The sequence below is a fragment of the Arthrobacter sp. BL-252-APC-1A genome (assembly GCF_009696625.1).
In the GTDB taxonomy this organism is placed as follows: Bacteria; Actinomycetota; Actinomycetes; order Actinomycetales; family Micrococcaceae; genus Arthrobacter_B.
The window spans coordinates 39718-59687 of sequence record NZ_VULS01000006.1 but is presented as its reverse complement, the minus strand read 5'-3'; the positions used below and the strand labels follow the sequence as shown (position 1 = coordinate 59687).

General features: G+C 63.3%; 16 protein-coding genes. 9 read left to right on the top strand and 7 right to left on the bottom strand.

Annotation, left to right across the window (positions count from 1 at the left end):
* The first annotated feature begins 38 nt into the window (after positions 1-38).
* Both FYJ28_RS10680 and FYJ28_RS10675 read left to right on the top strand, forming a co-directional pair.
* Complete coding sequence (locus tag FYJ28_RS10680; RefSeq protein ID WP_154579278.1) at positions 39-1136, top strand: carboxylate-amine ligase; 1098 nt, start codon at positions 39-41, stop codon at positions 1134-1136.
* 118 nt (positions 1137-1254) lie between these two features.
* Positions 1255-2352 carry a carboxylate-amine ligase gene (locus tag FYJ28_RS10675; RefSeq protein WP_154579277.1) on the top strand — a complete coding sequence of 366 codons (1098 nt, stop codon included), beginning with the start codon at positions 1255-1257 and terminating at the stop codon, positions 2350-2352.
* Positions 2353-2371: 19 nt separating this feature from the next.
* Here FYJ28_RS10675 and FYJ28_RS10670 read toward each other — a convergent pair whose 3' ends face one another.
* Positions 2372-4075 (bottom strand): alpha-glucosidase, encoded by a 1704-nt coding sequence (locus FYJ28_RS10670; RefSeq protein WP_154579276.1) that lies wholly within the window; start codon positions 4073-4075, stop codon positions 2372-2374.
* 227 nt (positions 4076-4302) lie between these two features.
* Between FYJ28_RS10670 and FYJ28_RS10665 the strand changes: the two genes are divergently transcribed.
* Positions 4303-4800 carry a DUF1269 domain-containing protein gene (locus FYJ28_RS10665; protein WP_154579275.1) on the top strand — a complete coding sequence of 166 codons (498 nt, stop codon included), beginning with the start codon at positions 4303-4305 and terminating at the stop codon, positions 4798-4800.
* Between the two features lie 66 nt (positions 4801-4866).
* Entirely contained in the window at positions 4867-5241 is a 375-nt protein-coding gene (locus FYJ28_RS10660) for a hypothetical protein (protein ID WP_154579274.1), read from the top strand.
* 4 nt (positions 5242-5245) lie between these two features.
* On the opposite strand, the gene FYJ28_RS10655 is transcribed toward FYJ28_RS10660, so the two are convergent.
* The 5 genes from FYJ28_RS10655 to FYJ28_RS10635 all read right to left on the bottom strand — a co-directional run bounded on the left by FYJ28_RS10655 (position 5246) and on the right by FYJ28_RS10635 (position 8669).
* Positions 5246-5941, bottom strand: a complete 696-nt coding sequence (locus FYJ28_RS10655; RefSeq protein ID WP_229780410.1) for a uracil-DNA glycosylase — start codon at positions 5939-5941, stop codon at positions 5246-5248.
* A 406-nt stretch (positions 5942-6347) separates the two neighbouring features.
* Positions 6348-6782, bottom strand: a complete 435-nt coding sequence (locus tag FYJ28_RS10650) for a hypothetical protein (RefSeq protein ID WP_154579273.1) — start codon at positions 6780-6782, stop codon at positions 6348-6350.
* A 100-nt stretch (positions 6783-6882) separates the two neighbouring features.
* Complete coding sequence (locus FYJ28_RS10645) at positions 6883-7443, bottom strand: hypothetical protein (RefSeq protein WP_154579272.1); 561 nt, start codon at positions 7441-7443, stop codon at positions 6883-6885.
* Positions 7444-7497: 54 nt separating this feature from the next.
* The gene (locus tag FYJ28_RS10640; RefSeq protein WP_400486659.1) at positions 7498-8082 is read right to left on the bottom strand and encodes a hypothetical protein; all 585 of its coding nucleotides are present in this window, start codon (positions 8080-8082) and stop codon (positions 7498-7500) included.
* Between the two features lie 77 nt (positions 8083-8159).
* Positions 8160-8669 carry a hypothetical protein gene (locus FYJ28_RS10635; RefSeq protein WP_154579270.1) on the bottom strand — a complete coding sequence of 170 codons (510 nt, stop codon included), beginning with the start codon at positions 8667-8669 and terminating at the stop codon, positions 8160-8162.
* Positions 8670-8912: 243 nt separating this feature from the next.
* On the opposite strand from FYJ28_RS10635, the gene FYJ28_RS10630 reads away from it, so the two are divergent.
* The 5 genes from FYJ28_RS10630 (at position 8913) to FYJ28_RS10610 (ending at position 18572) form a co-directional block, all read left to right on the top strand.
* A complete protein-coding gene (locus tag FYJ28_RS10630; protein WP_154579269.1) occupies positions 8913-10961 on the top strand; it encodes a hypothetical protein in 2049 nt (682 codons plus the stop codon).
* Positions 10961-12574: a class I SAM-dependent DNA methyltransferase gene (locus FYJ28_RS10625; protein WP_326831659.1), complete on the top strand. Its 1614-nt coding sequence runs from the start codon at positions 10961-10963 to the stop codon at positions 12572-12574. Before FYJ28_RS10630 ends, FYJ28_RS10625 begins: the two co-directional genes overlap by 1 nt.
* Complete coding sequence (locus FYJ28_RS10620) at positions 12574-13719, top strand: restriction endonuclease subunit S (protein WP_154579268.1); 1146 nt, start codon at positions 12574-12576, stop codon at positions 13717-13719. The genes FYJ28_RS10625 and FYJ28_RS10620 overlap by 1 nt, the downstream gene beginning before the upstream one ends.
* A complete protein-coding gene (locus FYJ28_RS10615) occupies positions 13720-16920 on the top strand; it encodes a type I restriction endonuclease subunit R (protein WP_154579267.1) in 3201 nt (1066 codons plus the stop codon).
* Between the two features lie 98 nt (positions 16921-17018).
* On the top strand, positions 17019-18572 hold the full coding sequence (locus FYJ28_RS10610; protein WP_154579266.1) for a hypothetical protein: 1554 nt from the start codon (positions 17019-17021) through the stop codon (positions 18570-18572).
* 54 nt (positions 18573-18626) lie between these two features.
* On the opposite strand, the gene FYJ28_RS10605 is transcribed toward FYJ28_RS10610, so the two are convergent.
* Positions 18627-19949: a DUF726 domain-containing protein gene (locus FYJ28_RS10605; RefSeq protein WP_154579265.1), complete on the bottom strand. Its 1323-nt coding sequence runs from the start codon at positions 19947-19949 to the stop codon at positions 18627-18629.
* Positions 19950-19970 lie beyond the last annotated feature (21 nt).

Here is a 19970-nt window from a genome sequence, read left to right as displayed (position 1 = left end):
AGGGCGGGCAGCTCCCGGATCGGCAACCAGGGGAATGCATGGCTACATTTGGCATTGAGGAAGAGTTCCTGCTGGTGGACCCGGCTACGGGCCTTCCCACGCCGCGGGCCGAGGAAATGTCGAGGGCGCTGGCAGCGCAGCCGGCCTTTCCCGCCACGGATCCTCCTGTTCCCGTTGGGCAGTCGGAATTCCTCGCCTGCCAGCTCGAAACCTCCACCATTATCTGCGACACCCTGGACGACGCTGCAGTGTCGCTGCTCGGCGCCCGCACCGCCATAGCCGCCGCGGCCGCTTCAACCGGCATCGGCGTCGTGCCTTCCGGTGCTGCTCCCCGAATTGCGGATACTCCCGCCGAAGTCACGGGCACCGAACGCTACCGCGCCATGGGTAAGCTCACCGGTGCCGTGGCCGGGGAGCATTACGTCAACGGGACCCACATCCACGTTGCGGTTCCTGACCGCGACAGCGGGATCAATGCCCTGAACAAGCTCCGTCCGTGGCTCTCCACACTGGCAGCCCTAGCCGGCAACTCTCCCTTCTGGCGGGGACTTGACACTGACTTCTCCAGCTGGCGCCTGATCCATTACCGCCGCTGGTCTGTGCAGGGCTGCCCGCCCGAGTTTGCCGATGCGTCAGATTACGACCGCAGGCTTGCCCGGCTCCTTGGCTCTGACGCGGTCCTGGATTCCGGCCATATTGGCTGGGCTGCGCGACTGTCCGAGCACTACCCCACAGTTGAGGTGCGAGTGGGAGATGCGCAGCTGGAGGCAGCCGACTCCGTCCTCCTCGCAGCCGTGGTCCGCGGACTGGTCCTAAGCAACTCCGCTGCGCCCGATTCGCATCCGGACCCGGAGCTGCTCGATGCCGGACTGTGGCAGGCCGCCCGGTACGGACTTGGCGGACGGCTGATGGGAGTACTTGGTGACTCCTCCGCGGCCGCCGAGCAGGTCGATGCGCTCGTTGATCACATCCGTCCGGTTCTGGACGAGAACGGCGATCTTGCCTACGTGCTGGCAGGTGTGCAGCGAATGCTTACCGAAGGGACAGGCGCCGTACGCCAGCGTGCCGCCTACGCTGCCGGGGGCTGGAACGGCCTGACCGGGTTGTATGAGTCGGCGCTGACCGCAGGCTCCTAGGCACGCAACAAAACCTCAGCAAGCTTCTCATTTGGCTTCGGAGCACCCTTCGGCCCTAGTCTTTTTGAGGAAGTGCTGCGGGTGGATGCCTGCGGCCGTGGAATATGTGGAGGGATGCATGGCGACACTGGGCATCGAGGAAGAGTACCTGCTGCTGGACCCGGTTTCCGGGCTCCCGGTGCACAAGGCGGAGGAGGTTGCAGGCTATCTGCACCGTTCGCCGCGGGTGACCGACGGCGAAATCCAGCGTGAACTGCTCAGCTGCCAGATCGAGACCGCTACCCCGGTCTCTGCCACGCTGACTGAGGCGGAAGAGTACCTGCTGAACTTCCGAAGCCAGCTTGAAGCCGCTGCACGAAAGACCGCCGTCGTAGCGTCAGGAACGGCCTCTGCGCCGTTCATAGAAGACCATTACCCGGAGCTGACGGACAAGGAACGCTACCGGGAGCTGCGGGACAGCGCACCCGGGATCGTGGGAGACCAGTTCGTCAACGGACTCCACGTCCATGTTTCGATTCCGGATCGCGAGGCCGGCGTGCAGGCGCTGAACCGGATCCGCGAGTGGCTGCCTGCCATCGTGGCACTGAGCTGCAACTCTCCCTATTGGCTGGGGCGGGACAGCGGTTTTGGCAGCTGGCGCGTGGTCCACTACCGCCGCTGGCCGGTGCAGGGCTGCCCTCCCACCTTCAAGGACGCGGCAGACTACGAACGGCGCGTGGCGCAGCTGGTGTCCACCGGGGCGATTATTGACCGCGGCGTACTGACCTGGATGGCGCGGTTGTCGGATTCATATCCCACCCTGGAGGTCCGGGCAGGCGATGCCCAGCTGCGCGCGCGGGACTCGGTGCTGATCGCGGCCCTGGTCCGCGGACTGGTGAGCACAGCGGTCGAGGAAGCATGCCGGGGAATCGACCGCCCGGTACCCGAAGCCGAACTGCTTGACGCCGCCATGTGGCAGGCTGCCCGCGAGGGGTTGACCGGCCACCTGGTGGATCCCGTCAGCGCCAAACTGGTACCGGCGCAGGACCGCGTCCAGGCCCTGCTGGACTTCGTTGCCGAGGCGCTTGACGCCGAGAATGACACCGAATGGGTTCACGCCGGGCTGCAGGACGTCCGGGAATCCGGCACCGGAGCCGAGCGGCAGCGGCGTGCCATGGCTGAGGGAGGAACGGCCCGGCTGCTGGGGCTTTACGGCACCACTCTGACCGGAGAGTAGCGGCTGGAGAACACGGCGCCTAGGGAAGCCCGCTGATGTCCATCACCCGGGCTTCCCAGGGCCCCAGTGTTGTCTTCTGCCGGCCGGTGCCGTAATTGCTGAGGATCAGCTCACCCTTCTGCAGGTCCTCCGGCACGGCCAGGTCCCGGTTAGAGAGGTTGCCCATCACCGCCAGATTCATCTCGCCCAGGCTTCGGCGGAAGGCGAAGAGGGCCGGATGATTGGCATGGAGCAGCTGGAAGTCGCCGGTCGCGATCACCGGCAGCTCATGGCGCAGACGGATCAGCTGCTGGTAGTAGCGGAAGATGGATTTCGGTGCGGCCAGATCCTGTTCAACGTTGATTTCTGAATACCTCGGGCCCAGCCCGATCCAGGGCACACCCTCCGTAAACCCTGCCCCCGGCCCAGGAGTCCACTGCATGGGTGTCCTGGCGTTGTCGCGGCTGGCATGTCCCAGGATCTCCAGGACAGTCTCAGGGTTCATCCCGCGGGCGGTCGAATCCGCGTAGTAGTTCAGTGATTCGACGTCCCGGTACTGGTCAATGCTGGTGAAACCGGCGTTCGTCATGCCGATCTCTTCCCCTTGGTAGATAAACGGCGTTCCCCGCTGCATATGCAGCAGGGTCGCCCACAAAGTGGCTGACTCATACCGGAATGCACCGTCATTTCCGTACCGGGAAACGTGGCGGGGCTGATCGTGGTTGCTCAGGTACAGGCTGTTCCAGCCCCGTTCGGCCAAACCGCGCTGCCAGCGGTTCCAACTGGTCTTCAGGTCCCGGAGATTGACCGGACGCGGATCCCACTTGCCGCCCGGACCGTGGTCCAGGTTCACGTGCTCGAACTGGAACAGCATGTCCAGCTCATTCCGGTAGGGGTCCGTGAAGAGCCGGGCTTCCTCGACCGTTGCTCCGGTGGTTTCCCCGACAACCAGATAATCCTCGCTGCGGTGTGCGAAGACCGCGCGCATCATCTCCTGCACAAACTCGTGCACTCGCGGGCCCGAGGTGAAGAATGGAGAACCGTCTCCCCACACGCCGCCAAACTGGATCATGCTGTCGGGGAAGCGCTGGTCCTTCGATATGAAGTTCACGGCGTCCATCCGGAAACCGTCAATGCCCCGGTCCATCCACCAGTTCATCATTTCGTAGATCTTGTTGCGGACCCGCGTACTGGCCCAGTTCAGGTCGGGCTGGTGTTGCGAGAAGATGTGCAGGTAATACTGCTGGGTTGCCTCGTGCCAGGTCCATGCGGAACCGCCGAACAGGGATCCCCAGTTGTTCGGCTCGGCACCGGGTTCGCCGCCCCGGAAAGAAGGCCGGGGGTCGCGCCAAAAGTAGGAGTCCCGGGAAATGTTGTCCCGGGAAGATGCTGAGCGGACGAAAGCGTCGTGGTCCGTTGAGGTGTGATTGATCACCAGGTCCATGATCATCTTCATTCCCCGGCCATGAACCTCTGAGAGTAGCCGGTCGAATTCCTCCTCCGTGCCGAAGACAGCGTCGACCTTCCGGTAGTTGCTGATGTCGTAGCCGTTGTCGCGCTGGGGAGACTGGTGGATAGGCGAGAGCCAAAGGACGTCCACACCGAGTTCAGCCAGGTAGTCCAGCCGGTTGATAATGCCGGTAAGGTCCCCGATGCCGTCACCTGTCGTGTCCTGGAAGCTGCGCGGATAGACCTGGTAGACCACGGCGTTGGTCCACCAGGCAGGACGGGAGAGATCCCTCATGCAGGCTCCTGGGTCGGCTGTCCGGGCGTGCCGCAGACTTGAGTCTACGACCGCACACCCCCGCGCGACAGATACCGGAGGAAGACTTGGCCTGCGCGGGGCATCCACGGTCCTGTTCCCTTGCCCGGGGCAGTCTGTGCTGGCTAGCGTGGCACGTACTTTATCCGTCCGTGTGCTGGGCACCCGGGCGGGTAGTGTCTGGATCCCAACTGTTTGGAGTATCTGCCATGGCAACACTTACCGTATGGAAATTCCCTGACGCGGAGGCCGCTGAAAGGGCGACGCAAACCCTGGCCAGCCTTGAGTCCCAGAACCTGATCAACGTTCAGGACGAAGCAATCGTCACCTGGCCGCAGGACAAGAAAAAGCCCCGGACCATCCAGGAACACAACATGGTTGGCGCCGGCGCCCTGGGCGGCGGCTTCTGGGGACTGCTTTTTGGCCTGATCTTCTTCATCCCGCTGATCGGCGCGGCTGTCGGAGCCGCCATTGGCGCACTGTCCGGCTCCATGGTGGACGTTGGCATCGATGACAATTTCATCAAGCAGATTAGGCAGGAAGTCACGCCGGGCACCTCGGCTCTGTTCGTGCTCTCCTCCGACGCTGTTGAGGACCGCGTCCTTGATGCCTTCAAGGACGGCTTCCCCGGTGCGAGCCTGATCGCCACCAACCTCTCCAAGGACCAGGAGTCCAACCTGCGGAAGGCGTTCGCCGAAGCAGACTAGCCCTAACGATACGGCAGGGCACGACGGCGGGAAACCGCCGTCGTGCCCTGCCGTATCGTTAAAGTGATGATTACCAGACGCCAGGCCGCCCAGTACCTTGATATCCCGCTTGAAATGGCCGCCAAACACGGAATCCCCCAACGCCTTGAACAGTCCGAGCTCGATGAGCTCGATGCCAACCCGCCGCAGTGGCTGGCACAGTCACGGGCCAACCGCACCGGCAAGCGGCCAGTCTGGGTCCAGCTGGAGTGTGAGGTCTGCGGCTTCCGCGAAACGGCCAGGCCCAAAAAGTGGTGGCCTGAATTTACGTTTGTAGCCTGTGATGACCACAGTGCCCCTGAGCTTCCCCCGGTCCCTGCAGGCGCCGTGCGCAGTGAATATGAGGGTGTGGGCTCGCGCTTCACCGGAATCGTCGATGTTCCGGTGAGCGGGGCGAACTAGTTTCCTAGCGGCCCGTGGCGGCCAGTCCGGTGCGGGCCATCGCGTCCTTGTAGACGATCCGCATTTCTGCCAGGGATTCCTGCTGGCGTTCCTCGGTGGCGCCGAACGAACGTCCTTCTGCCGAGCGGGCCTTGTAAACCTTGAAGCTGCGCCGGTAGATCATCCGGTTCTCAGTCTTCAGGAAGGCTGCCGCGAGGCGCTGGGCTTCAGTGCCGTGAGCAACGATCACCGAGACGCGCGGAACGAGTGCGAGGAACCGCAGCAGGGGTTTCAGTCCCTCGGCAACCTCTTCCTTGGTGAGCTTGGTGTGCGGCTCGCCCGGGGTGTACCAGGGGTGGACGTTCCAAGGCATTACGTACTTGGGCTGAAGGCCAACCTGCCAGTGGACGCCCAGGAGGCGGGTGACGGCTTCGTCGCTGCCGGCCGTGATGAAGCCCGACGGGTGGGCGGCGCCGTTATTGGAAAACAGGCTCACGATCCGGGCTTCGTCGACGTCATGCTGCGGATCAATGTAGGGAACTTCGCTGCCGGGCTTCAGGTCAGCAAGGGTGTCGCACAGCTGGTTGACTTCGGCGACATTGGGTTCGTAGCGGCGGTCAAACAGGGACAGCGCGCTGGAATCTACGGGAGTTTCTGCGGGAATTTCCGGAAGGGTATCAACGGGTGCTTCTGCGGACGTTTCAGCGGGGGCGGACTGCATGGGGTGGCGCTTCTCCTACGGTATTGCGTGTCTTCCCTCCGCGGGGCGTGGGGCACGTCGCAGCGTTCCGGACTCGCGCGGGGAGCGTGAAGTACGGAGCAGCAGGTCAGTGGTGGGTGCGGTGGAAAGGGGCGCCTCCGCGGCTGAAGCCGGACACTGCTGTGGGGCAGGGCGGCGGGCGAAGGGCTTCTTCCAAGCTTACCAAGGGCTGGCCGGGGCCGGTGCCAGATGCCTGTGGCGGCCGCTTGATAGTTGGGCCGGTGGTGAGTCCCGGCGGCCCTGCCCAGAACCCTGACATGGCAGTTCTGCCCATCGACTTCTGCTGGGAAAGGAAGCAGACTCTCCCGTAGCGAAGATGTCCATCATCTCCGGGGGAACATGAACGTGCGTCCAGTCGCCGTGCTCGCTACCACTGCTGCGCTGTGTGGGGTCTGCGAGCCGCGTAGTGCGCGTGCACCTTCCCCACCTGTTCGACCATGGCCATGAGTTTCTGGTCTGCTGAGGGTTTGGACGGCATTTCGCCCAGTTCAGCCGCCAGCTTGTAAAAACCCGCACCCTCATTGGTCGAGTTCCTGTGGGTGACCAGGGCGGAGAGCATTATGCCGTGTTCGGCATGGCTACGCCTGGAAATCTCCCCCAGCAGCCTGCCCACAGCGGCCCGCTCAGATTCCTGCCCAAAGTCGAAAGGCCTTTGGCCGGTAACCCTGACCAGTTCGGCGTTGAGGTCCCCGTAATTGGACATCTTCCGGTCCTCCGCAACGGAAATGAGATACTCCTCTGCTGCGGCCATCAGCGCTTCCCACTCCAGCTCGGTCCGTCCGTACATTTCCTTCTCCTTCATCGGCGTCCTTCCTGCGCCCCGAACTGTACCGTCCGGGTCCGACAATGATGGGGTTCTCCTGCCCCCCAGCAGCAGGAGAACCCTCAACTTACGGCGTCTCTCAGCCGCCGACCTGAATCCGTGCAGCTTCCTGCAGCAGAGGGTCGGTGATCACAACGGTTGCCGGGCCCGGAGCGATGTCGAAAACGACGGTGCCGCGGGACTTGTCACCCACCTGGACCTCTCCGCTTCCCAGCTGGTTATCGGCAAACATGTAGTACTCCCCTGCACGGCCTTCGGCATCCTTTGCGTTGAAGTACAGCGGGTTGGACGAGGTGACTCCGGCTTCGGTTTCCCAGAGCACGTCAAGAACGAGGAACCCGCCATTCTGCGCCGCCGGGGCGAACGACTGGGTGCTGGCCGTGTCGCTGTACTCAGCGGAGACCACAGTAATGCGGGCTGTGTTCCCATTGCCCATGTCGGCGGTGAAGGGAACGCCCACCGAAGGTGCAGCTGGTGCCTCCGGCGCCGGGGTCTCCACGGTCTCGGGAGCGGTCGCGGCAGGCTGTCCAGCGTCTGTTCCGCTGCCGCCGGTTTCAGCGGAGCAGGCCGACATGGTCAGCCCCAGGATCAGCGCTGCGGAGGCGGCGAGCGCCGGCTTGCGGATGTGATTAATGTTCATCGTTCTTCCTAACTGTTGTTGATTCTTTTCCGGTTGCTCTTTGCGCCGGGAGCGTTACTGCTTCTCCCACGTACCGCAGCGGGCCGTGTTGAAGTCCTGGCCTTCTGCCAGCGTGACCACCGGGCGTCCACCACCCGGGATGTCGTTTTCGAGGATGTCCGCACCGTTGGAACCGCTGCGCAGCACGGCCCAGTAGCACCGGGATCCGACCTCACCGGAGGATCTGTACGTGCCTGGAGTGATGTCGCGCCCAACCGTCCACGTGCCGTCGGAAACCGTATTCGCCGCTTTCTCTTTCTCGGCTCCCGTAACCGCCTCTTCGCGTGCTTTGACCGCTTCCTCCCGCTTCACCAGCTCCAGTCCCTGGGCGATTTGTGCCTCTTCCTTCTCGGCGACAGCGTCCTCGCGGCTGCTCATCCCGGCCGACAGACGTACGTACCGCGCGTCGAGATCTTGGTAGTCCCCAATCGCCTCTTCCAGTTCGGCGGCCAGGACTTTGTATTCTTCGCTGGCTGTCGGATCGGTGAGGAGGACACCGGACACGGCTCCCACGCCAACAAGGAGCACCACGGCTGTGGTGCGTCCCAGCCAACGACGCTTGCGTTTCGGCTCCGGAAGCTCCTCTTCCAGCACTGGCATCCCTGCAGGGGCCCCGGAGGATTGTTCCGGCTCCGGAGCAGGTGCTTTCCTGTCGCCGGGCGGCCAATGAGCGTTCATCACTGCGCTTCCACGACTTCGATGACGACGTTCATTCCGCTGTCCGGGTGATAGCCCCAGGTGGCGGAGAATTCACCCCACTGCGCTTCCTGCCGGCCGTCCAGTGCCCGGGTGTTGCTCATCCGGCTGCTGACGCTGTCCGGCATCCCCAGCTCATCCAGCACACAGACGACGTCCGAATAGGAGGCTCCGGATGATTCCTCGCCCTCGGTGTCCATGGAGAGGCTCTGGCCCTCGTCGCCCAGCTCGATCCAGATTTCATCCTCTACTGCGCACTCAGCCACGGCCTGGCTCAGCGCCTGTGACTGGGTGCCCAGATCGATCTGCGCTATTCCGATGCCCAGGATCAGTCCTGCGGCCAGCCCAGCCCCCGCCCAGAGAAAGGGCGTCTTCTTGCCGGGTGTCTTGAGGAACGGATTATCGGTGCCCTCAGAATCACCAGGACCCTGCGGCGCTGCTGCAGGGGCATCAGTGCCGGGCCCCGGCTGGTTGCTGGTTTCTTGCGTCATGGTTGTTCCTTCGTGACAGGGAGGGGGAGAAAGAGGCGGACCCGCGGCTGCTCCCCCCAACCGTTAGCAACCGCGGATCCCGGGTTCAGCTCGCCGGCCGTTCCCGTTCCATCAACCTAAGCCGCGTCTACCTGATCTCAAGCTGCGGTTGCTGATAACCCCTCTTATCAGGATTGTGCTCCCCATAGATTGACCAGCCCCTAAGCTGGTAACCACAGGACTAATCCAGAGAAGGGAGATGCAATGACGGCGTCATCAGCACTGCACATCTCCCTTTCCGATGTGGCTTCCCTTGCAAGAGTCCAGCGCGCAGTGGTTTCCATGTGGCGGACCCGGTTCCGCAGCAAGGAACGCCCCTTCCCGGCCCCGGTGACACAGACCGGCGGCCAGGAACTGTTTGATGCGCACGAGGTTGCTGCGTGGCTGGTCGAGACAGGTCATGGAAACAATCCGCAGGCTCACGACGACCTTGCGGCGTTTGCCGTGCTGGCCGACGGCCGCCGGGAGGACCCGCTGGCATTCCAGGCCCTGACATCACTTCTGACCCTCCTCGCCATGAGCGGCGAGCCCTTTCCGCATTGGGATTCTGAAGACCTGCTGGACCTTGCAGATGAACACGACCCCGATGACGAGCTCCTTTACCGCGAGCTGGAAGCCGTTCAGGCGGACCTGCCTGTCCTGGCACGGTTCGCTTCCGAGCTGGCAGACGCCGCGTTCAACCCGGCTGCTGCCTTTGAACTGTTGATGGCAAACCGGTTCCGTGCCGGCCTGCGAAGCCACACTGATACTGCACTCACAGATGAAGCAGCCCGGCTGGTCGCCGGGATCGCCGTCGAACTGGCCTCCGGTCTCCCGGAGACGCCACTATTCGCAGACCCGTCAGACGGCGGAAGCGACCTTTTGCTCGCACTTGCCGCCGCCCTCGGCGACGCGGCCGATGCCACCCTCGTGACGCGCAGCGGAGGAGGAGACACCGCGCGGCTGGTCCGCCGGCGGCTCCGCGTCCACGGCATATCCGGCCGCACCCTCACCGTTGATCCCTCCGGGGAGTTCGGGATCGACGGCGCCGCCGTCCACTTGGCGCACTACCCCTCCCCCGGCCGTCCTGGAATGACTCCCGTGGAGATCCTCACGGCCGTAGACCAGACCGTTCTGCAGATGGATGACCGCCAGCGCGGGGTCGTTTTGGCTCCAGCCGCCGTCCTGGCCGATGTGCTGCCCAAGGGCGAGTCACGGGAGGCACGTGCCGGGCTGATCCGCGAGGGCCGCGTGCGGGCCATCGTGCGGCTGCCGGAGGGCCTGCTCCGCAGCAAACCCCGGCAGGCGCTGGCGCTTTGGGTGCTGGGACCGGCGCACCCGGACGTGCCCATCGCCGACCGCTGGACCGTAGTTGCGGACCTGACCGGTGAGAAGCTGGATCCCGGCACAGTCCAGGACCTCATCAGCGACGTCGCCGCGAGCCTTGGGTCCCAGGAGCAGGTCCGGGCCCATTCCTTCCGCTTTGCCCGGCCAGTCCTTACCCGTGTCATCCTCCCCGGCAGCACAGCGCTGACCGCCGCAGCCCACGCCGCACCCCCGGTGCCCGCTCCACGCGGTGCGGCAGCCGCTCTCCGGGCGGACCAGCTGCTGGAAGGACTCAGCAGCGGCACCCCTCAGGACAGCCTGTCCAGGTACTCCGTGGAGCCAACGCCCGACGGCGGCACCCGGCGCCGTCCGCGCCCGCTCGGATCGCTGGTTGAAGAGGGCCTGGTCAAGTATGTGCCCGGAACCCGGCTTGCCGAGGGTACGGCCGGCGCTGCGGGCAGTGTCCCGATCTATGGAACTCCCGAACTGCTCGGCACCCAGCCGAGAGGCACCCGCCGCATGGAACTGCTGGACTTTTATGCTCACGTGGTGGACCGCAGGACGGAACCAGGCGACGTCGTCTTCTGCACCAGCCCGCAGGCCGCAGCGTTCGTTGATACGGAGGGCGGCGCCGTCGTGCAGTATCCCGCCCGGGTGCTGCGCGTGGACAAAACAAAGCAGTCCGGCCTGCTGCCCGATCTGGTTGCTGCAGACATCAACGCCCAGGCAGACACCCCGGGAAGCTGGCGGCGCTGGCCCGTCCGGCAGATCCCTGCCGACCCCGGGCCGGAGGTCTCCGGGTTCCTGCTGGAGCTCGACGCCCAGCGTGCGCAGGCGCGTGCCCGCCTGAAACAGCTCGATGAACTCACTACGCTTGTCTTGGACGGCGTAGCCGGTGGAACCGTCACCGTGACAGCCACTGACGCCCCTATGGAAGGAAACACCTAGTGCCCCCGAAATCAAAGGTTGCGGCAGCACCGTCAACCATGAAGGAACTCAAGGACACGCTCTGGAAGGCCGCGGACAAGCTGCGTGGATCCATGGATGCGTCCCAGTACAAGGACGTGATCCTGGGATTGGTGTTCCTGAAGTACGTTTCCGACGCCTTTGACGAGCGCCGCGAGCAGATCCGTGTGGAGCTTGAAGCGGAGGGAATGAATGAGGATCAGATCGCAGACTTCGTTGACTACGAAGATGAGTACACCGGCCACGGCGTCTTCTGGGTTCCGGCCCGCGCACGCTGGCAGTACCTGGCCGAAAACGCCAAGGGAACGCAGGCCTCCGCTGACGCGCCGGCGAAGTCCATCGGCGAACTGATCGATGACGCAATGACGCTCATCATGGGTGCCAACCACACACTGGCCGCCACGCTGCCCACGATTTACAACCGGGACAACGTGGACCAGCGCCGCCTCGGGGAATTGCTGGACCTGCTGAACTCCGCCCGCTTCACCGGCGACGGCGCCAAGAAGGCCCGCGACCTGCTCGGCGAAGTCTACGAATACTTCCTAGAGAAATTCGCCCGCGCCGAAGGCAAGCGCGGCGGGGAGTTCTACACTCCCGCCGGCGTTGTCCGCGTGCTGGTGGAGGTCCTCGAACCGGACCACGGCCGCGTTTACGACCCGTGCTGCGGCTCCGGCGGCATGTTCGTGCAGACCGAGAAGTTCCTCGAAGCCCACAACAAGGAGGGCTCGGACATCTCGGTGTACGGGCAGGAACTGAACGAGCGCACCTGGCGCATGGCCAAGATGAACCTGGCCATCCACGGGCTCAACGGCAACCTTGCCTCCCGCTGGGGCGACACTTTTGCGCGGGACCAGCACCCGGAGATGGAAGCCGACTATGTGCTGGCCAACCCGCCGTTCAACATCAAGGACTGGGCGCGCTCCGAGTCCGATCCGCGCTGGAAGTTCGGCGTCCCGCCGGCCAACAACGCCAACTACGCCTGGATCCAGCACATCATTTCCAAGCTCGCGCCCGGCGGCAAAGCAGGCGTGGTCATGGCTAACGGTTCCATGTCCTCCAACTCCGGCGGCGAGGGCCAGATCCGTGCCCAGCTGGTGGAGGCTGATCTGGTCTCCTGCATGATCGCCCTGCCCACCCAGCTCTTCCGCAGCACCGGCATTCCGGTCTGCACCTGGTTCTTCGCCAAGGACAAGACCGCTGGCCCCAACGGTTCCATCGACCGGTCCGGCCAGGTGCTCTTTATCGATGCCCGCAACCTGGGCTACATGGTGGACCGTGCCGAGCGCGCCCTGTCCGATGAGGACATCAACAAGATCGCCAACACCTTCCGCGCCTGGCGCGGCAAGGCCTCCGCCGTTGAGGCCGGCCTGGAGTACGACGACGAGCCCGGCTTCTGCTATTCGGCCACTTTGGAAGAGATCAAGGCCGCCGACTACGCCCTGACCCCGGGCCGCTACGTCGGTGCTGCTGCAGTCGAGGACGACGGCGAACCGATCGAAGAGAAGATTGAGCGTTTGAAGAAGGAACTGTTCGAGCAGTTCGAGGAATCCGATCGGCTGGCGAAGATTGTCCGCGAGCAGTTGGGGCGGGTCTGATGCTCGACTGGCAGATGGTGTCTCTCGGAGAGGTGACTCAGAACTTCGATTCGATCAGGAAACCGGTGAAAACTACCGAGAGGATTGCAGGGCCTTACCCCTATTACGGGGCATCGGGGGTTATTGACCGAGTGGAGGGCTACCTCTTCGACGGGACCTACCTTCTGATCGCAGAGGACGGTGAGAACCTCCGCTCCCGCTCAACTCCTATTGCGTTCCTTGCTCATGGCCAGTTTTGGGTCAACAATCACGCTCATGTGGTTCAAGGCAATGGGAAAGCAGACACGCGGTTTTTGAGTCATCTCCTCGCCGTTACGGACATTGCTGGTTACCTAACTGGATCAACTCAGCCGAAGCTGACTAGAGCAGCCATGGACTCGATACGCCTATGCGTTCCTCCCATCACCGAGCAGCAGGCGATTGCGGAGGTGTTGGGGGCCCTCGACGACAAGATCGCCGCCAACACCAAGCTCGCCGAAACCGCCGATGCCCTTGCAACGAGTACCTTCAACAAGGCGCTGCTGGACGCAAGCTTTTCAGATCGTACTTTTGCCGATCTGGCACGAGTGTCTGGCGGCGGAACGCCGAGCACAAAGGTCCCAGAGTTTTGGGACGGCGATGTTCCTTGGGCCACGCCCACCGACGTCACCGCTCTTCGAGGCCCGTATCTCGAAGCAACCTCTCGGACCATCTCAGAGGCTGGGCTGGCTGCTTGCGCTTCCGAGTTGTATCCGGCGGAGACAATACTCATGACGTCACGGGCGACCATTGGCGCCTTCGCACTCACTCAGGTGCCCACGGCAGTAAACCAGGGTTTCATCGTGGTGCAGGCCTACGATCCAGATCTTCATTTCTGGCTCTTCCACGAGATGCGCAGCCGTACTGACGAGTTCATTTCTCTCGCGAATGGTGCAACGTTCCTCGAGCTCAGCAGGGGTAATTTCAAAAAGTTCAAAGTCCGCCTGACTTCCCCGGAAGAGATGACCCGCTTCAACGAGACCGCAAAAGTGCTTCACAGGACAGCACGTGAAGCACTCCAAGAAAGCCGCACCCTCGCCGCCACCCGCGACGCACTGCTGCCGCAGCTGATGTCCGGGAAACTGCGAGTAAAAGATATTGAACAAACCATGGGGGAAATGGTCTAAATGGCACAGGCACAGCAGCTGGGGTACTCCGAAGCCGATTGGGAAGGCGACGCGCTGGAGATGCTCGCCGAACCGCTCGGCTGGCGTCCGGTCACAGGACACGAAATCGCGCCCGGCACCGGTGAACGAGATTCGTGGGATGAACTGCTCATCCGGCCCCGGCTGCTGGCCGCCCTGCAGAAGTTCAACCCCGAAGTCCCCGTCCAGTACCTCAAGCAGGCGCTGGCGGAAATCGCTGCTCCCACGTCCACCGATGCGATCACCGAGAACAAACGCATCCACGACTACCTCACCAACGGCTTCCGCCTCACCTACATCGACGCCGACGGCACGGAAGTCAGTCCCACTCTGCGCCTGGTCAGCCACTCCCCCGACGATAACGACTGGCTCGCCGTCAACCAGGTCACCATCCAGCACGGCGACTACAAACGCCGCTTCGACCTGGTGCTGTACTGCAACGGCATGCCGGTAAGCATCATCGAACTCAAAAAAGCAGGCAGCAAGTCCGCCGATGTTGCCGCCGCCCACAACCAGCTGGCCACCTACGTCCGTGAATTCCCCATGGCATTCCGCTTCTGTGTCTTCACGCTCGCCTCCGACGGCCTGTTCGCCCGCTACGGCACCCCTTTCACCCCGCTGAACCACTTCTCGCCCTGGAACGTCGACGACGACGGCAAGCCCGTGCCTCCCGGAGCGCTGCTCGACGGCGAACCCGTCACTGGTTTGGACACTGCGCTGCTGGGCCTCTACAACCAGGAACGCTTCCTGCAGCTGATGAACAGCTACACCGCGTTCGACGAAGGCGCTTCCGGGCTGATCAAACGCATCGCCAAACCGCACCAGTACTTCGCCGTCACCAAAGCCGTGGGAAGCACCGTGCAGGCGGTCGGCAGCAACGGCAAGGCCGGCGTCGTCTGGCATACCCAGGGCTCAGGCAAATCCATGGAAATGGAGCTCTACACCAACCTGGTGATCCGGCACCCGAAGCTGCGCAACCCGACCGTCGTCGTCATCACCGACCGCAACGAACTGGACGGCCAGCTCTACGAGACCTTCGTCCGCAGCCAGCTCCTGCCCGAAACGGCACGGCAGATCCGCAAGCGCTCCGAGCTGCGGGAGGAACTCAGCCGCCGCACCACAGGTGGCATCTACTTCACGACGCTGCAGAAGTTCGGGCGCAGCAAGGCAGAACGCGACGCCGGTGCGGAGCACCCGCTGCTCTCTGACCGCCGCAACATCATCGTCGTCGTCGACGAGGCCCACCGAAGCCACTATGACGACCTGGACGGGTATGCCCGGCACCTGCGCGATGCCCTGCCGCATGCCACGCTGATCGCGTTCACCGGTACGCCGATTTCCTTCGAGGACCGCAACACCCGTGACGTGTTCGGCGACTACATCGACATCTATGACCTGAACCGGGCAGTGGACGACGGCGCCACCGTCCCCGTCTACTTCGAGCCCCGCCTGATCAAGGTGGGTCTGGCCGAAGGAGTCAGCGAGGAGTCCCTGGACCAGGCCGCCGATGAAGTCACCGCAGGCCTGGACGACACGGAACGGGCGCGCATCGAGAAGAGTGTCGCCGTTGTCAATGCCGTATACGGCGCGCCGGAGCGCATCGCCAAGCTGGCCGAAGATCTGGTGGCGCACTGGGAGAACCGGCGGGACCAGATGCGGAAGTTCATTGATGCCCCCGGCAAGGCCATGATCGTGGGTGGCACCCGCGAGATCTGCGCGAATCTCTATTCGGCGATCGTTCAACTGCGCCCGGACTGGCACTCCGATGACCTGGAACGGGGAAAGATCAAGGTTGTCTATTCCGGGACTGCCTCGGACACTCCACCGGTTTCCGACCATGTGCGCCGCGATTCGCAGAACGCCACCATCAAGCAGCGGCTCAAGGATGCGGACGATGAGCTGGAGCTGGTGATCGTCAAGGACATGATGCTCACGGGCTACGACTCCCCGCCCCTGCACACCCTGTACCTGGACCGGCCGCTGAAGGGCGCACTGCTGATGCAGACCCTGGCGCGGGTAAACCGCACCTACCGGGGAAAGGAAGACGGCCTGCTGGTGGCGTACGCCCCGCTGGCGGAGAACCTGGCGGCGGCACTGAAGGAGTACAGCCGCCAGGACGGGGCCGCGCATCAGCCGGTGGGAAAGAACCTCGACGAGGCGATAGCGCTCACCGAAACACTGGTCGAGAAGCTCCGCGAACTGCTGGCCGGGCACAACTGGAAGGCCACACTGAACAAAGGCGGGCCCAAGGCTTTCCTCCACGCTGTCACCGGTGCCGTCAACTACCTCCGTGACCCGCTGACGCCCGGCAACGAGCCCGCCCCCGACAGTGAGACCCTGGCCTCCCAGTACCGCCGGTATTCGGGCCAGCTGGCCCGGGCATGGGCACTCTGTTCAGGGTCGGCGCATCTGGCGCACCTGCTGCCCGAGATCAAGGTGTACGAAGAGATCCGGGTGTGGATGGCGAAGTGGGACGCCGAAGACCGCCAGTCCCGCGGGATCCCCGTACCGGAGGACATCCAGCGCCTGCTCGGCCAGCTGATTGCCACGTCAACAGTCTCGGGCGAGGTGATGGACATCTACGAGGCTGCCGGCATGCCCAAGCCTTCCCTCGAAGACCTCACTCCCGAGTTCATGGCCAAGACGCAGCAGGCGCGGAACCCGCAGCTCGCCATCGAGGCGCTGCGGAAACTCATCTCCGAAGAGGCCCTGCGGACGACGCGGAACAACGCCATCCGAGAGCGTGCGTTCTCGGAGCGGATCACGGAGCTGATGAACAAGTACACCAACCAGCAGCTGACCTCGGCGGAGGTCATTGCGGCCCTGGTGGAACTGGCCAAAGAAGTCTCGCAGGAGAAGAACCGCGGCAAGCAGTTTAACCCGGAGCTGAACCAGGATGAGCTGGCCTTTTACGATGCCGTGTCCCAGAACGCTTCAGCCGTGGATGTTCAGGGTGAAGGCGTCCTCGCGAATATCGCCCGTGATCTGGTCGCCGTGATGAGGCGCGATGTCCGCACCGACTGGACGGTCCGTGACGACGTCCGCGCCAAGCTCCGCTCCTCCATCAAACGGCTGCTCGTCAAGAACGGCTATCCGCCGGACAAGCAGCCTGCCGCAATCAAGCTCGTCATGGAGCAGATGGAATCCATGGCGCCGCGGTTTGCGGAGGCCCGGGCAAGCTAGCCTTCCCACTCACCATCCCTGTGGCCCGGCTGTCGTGCCGGGCCACAACTTCCCCACCCCCGCGTCGACGCTGACGCCTGCCTGAAAGACAGATCCACTTGCTAGACGAAGAACAACGTCTGAAACTCCTTGCGTTGAAAAAGCAGCTTGAGCCTGAGGTTCGCCCGGCCGTCACGTTGAAGGGGGCTTCGCCCGCTCAGCGAGTCAGGCGGCAGGAAGCGGGGAAGCCCCGTGAAGTCACAAAGCAGCCGTCTGCGAGGTCCAATACCAAGAAGGAACAGCCCGCCCCAAAGGGCAAATCACCGGAACGTCCCGTTAGCTTGGCAAAGCTGGCCAAAGACCTAGGTGTCCCTCTCTCGGACCTAAACTCAGAGATCTCATCCCGGAGGAAGCCGGGTGCGGCCAATCGCCCGCTTCGAGCCATTTACCCTTCCTACGCTGAAAGCCTCCGGACCGTCTTCACCGAGCGACGAAAGTGGCGCGAAGACCATCCAGTGCGTTACCGCCCCGATCCCTCTGGCCGCCTTACTTTCGAGACATATGAGCGAATCCCCGCGCTGGAAAGAGAGCAACTGACAGCCGACGGGTATCTCCCCGAACGCGCGGAGCTGATAAACAGTCCTGACCGGAAATGGCCGCATGTGCAACGGCACGCTGAGGGTCGACCGTTAGTAACCCAGCATGCCCGCGCCCTGGAGGTTCCGGCCGCTCGCGCCCAGTTTAGGCCTTTTCCAACCTCGATTAGCATCGGGTCCAGCCTCATCCCCAAGATGAAGGCGGTGCTGGATCCCATGTCACCGCTGGGCTATGCCAAATTTTTCAGCTTGATGCGGGCGTTGCTCGCGCTGGATGCGAAGATCAGTCGTGAGATCGGCAGCACGCCAGGATACCTGGCAACGAACCGTCAAAACGCTGACATCATTGATGCCGTATGCAAGTACGGGTTTGGAATGTTCGCCTACGAACAAGCCGGAGAGAGACTGGCAAAGAGAGCGAAGTCGAAGCCAAATCCCACAAGGAAGAACGCAATCGAATCTTTGATGCGCCTCCGCCCTATGTATCAAGGCCTGCTGACCGACGTACACCACCAGCGCTTTGTAACGTGGCGTGTTGGCGAAGTCTGGGACTTCGTCGAGTTCCGGTTCGAGGACATGCGGGACTGGCTACACGGGCTGGAGACCGGCCAATATGTGCCCCTCACGACGCACATCACCAGGGTCTCCGGATCATCGCAACTCCCTCCCCGCGACGCGGCCTTGATCAAGTACATGATTCAGGCGTCTGAAAACCTAAGGGAAGGGAACGCACAGCGAACCCAGGACAGGAGCAGCCGCAGCGCGAAGAGCGGGGAAGGACGAAGCAACGGGCGCGGCAGTTCGACGTCCAACAACCGTGCGGTGGGCTATCGAGCCGTGAACACATGGCTCGTTCCAATCAATGTTGTCGAAGGACAGGTCGAAACCGAATTGGACCGAGACTTCTTCAACGGCAGCCCGCCAGCCCCTCATCAGGTCCGCAGCTTCTACCGCCGACCCAGGGGTTCGGGTCCAAACGCGCTCAAGACGGAGTTCGTCAGCGCGCACACAAGGGGAGCAAAGAGCCTCTTCCATGAACCAGCCCTGTTACCCTCCGTCACTATCGTGAGGAAGTAACCTGCGCGGCGGGGTGCCTGCAGACCAGCAGGCACCCGACGCGCTCAGAAAAACCTAGTCTGTCGAGGCCTGAGGCATCGCAGAAGCACCAATTTCGGCCGGCTCCCACCGGGTCATCGGTTCAGTCAGCAGCCGGACCTGCTGATGGTACTGGGAGTGCCCCTTGACGTTCGCGGAAACGTCCACGTTCTGGAGTTTTGCGTCGGCTGGCCGGAAGCCTACCTCACCTGCGGCCCTCTCGCCCGGCTGGGTCCCACGGTACGCAAACTTCAGAACCTGGTCATTTGACGAGTGGTAGTTGTAGACAGCCTCATCGACGACGGACGTCAGGCTGTGCCAGTCGCTCTTGCCACCGATGGCCGCTCCCAGCAGGTGCATCGCCTGGACACGCGGTCCACCCTTCTTGCTGGATAAAGCCTGCGCCGCAACCACCATTGCCCGTGTGCCTAGGCTGTGGCCAACAAGGACGTATGAGTCGGCTTCCGTTCGAGCCAGCAGGTCGGCGAGAATAACACCCGTCTTCTCAGCCCTGTTCTTCGCCATGTGCCAGGGATTCTTCGCGACATCGGCCGCGATCAGCGCTGGGGCAACCGGACCCAGCCGTTTGGCGGCCACATTGGCGGCTTTTGCTGCAGCTCCTCTCACCGCTGCCCCCGCGGCGGCTTTGCCCACGTTCGCACCTGCGAACAACGTGAGGTGCCGGAGTTCCCGCGCACCCCAATGGACGCGGTATACGGGTGAATCCGGATAGCGGTCCGTCACGATATTCCGCCACTCGCCCCAACCGGTTTTGGTTTCGCTGAGGAAGCCGTTGCAAACAATGACCGGAACCCCGGTTCCGTCCTGGAGCATTTCGATGTGGAAGGACTTGTCCTGCCGCACGTAGGCGTTCGCAATCGTGCCCCCGAGAGCCGCACCCAGAGCTGCTCCGACCGCGGTGACCACGGCCGTTCCGCCGGCCATACCCAAGCCGCCGGCCGCCACGGCACCACCGCCGAGCAATGCCAGCCCAACTTTTGTCGCCACAATGCCGCTGTAACCTCCGATGGCTGCGCCCACAGCACCTCCAAAGGCCGGTGCCGCGAGGAACGCGAAAGGAGTGGCTGCTGCAACGCCGGCGCTTGCAAGTCCCACCACCTTGACCGTTTTCGCCAAGTTGGGCTTTTCGTAACTCAGGAACTCTCTATAGTCATTGAGCGCACCCATCTTTCGATCGGCCTTCTCGAAGCCAGGGATCTCATGCCGGTGCTCGGCACAGTAGCGCTGGACCCGAATCGCACCCTCTTCCCGAATCGCCATGTTCGCGCACATCACGGCCGCGCAGGGAAGCGTCGGCGCCCCGCACCCGGTGCAGACATAGGCGGGCAGCTGTCCCATGGGCCGGTTGGCCTTGCGGTG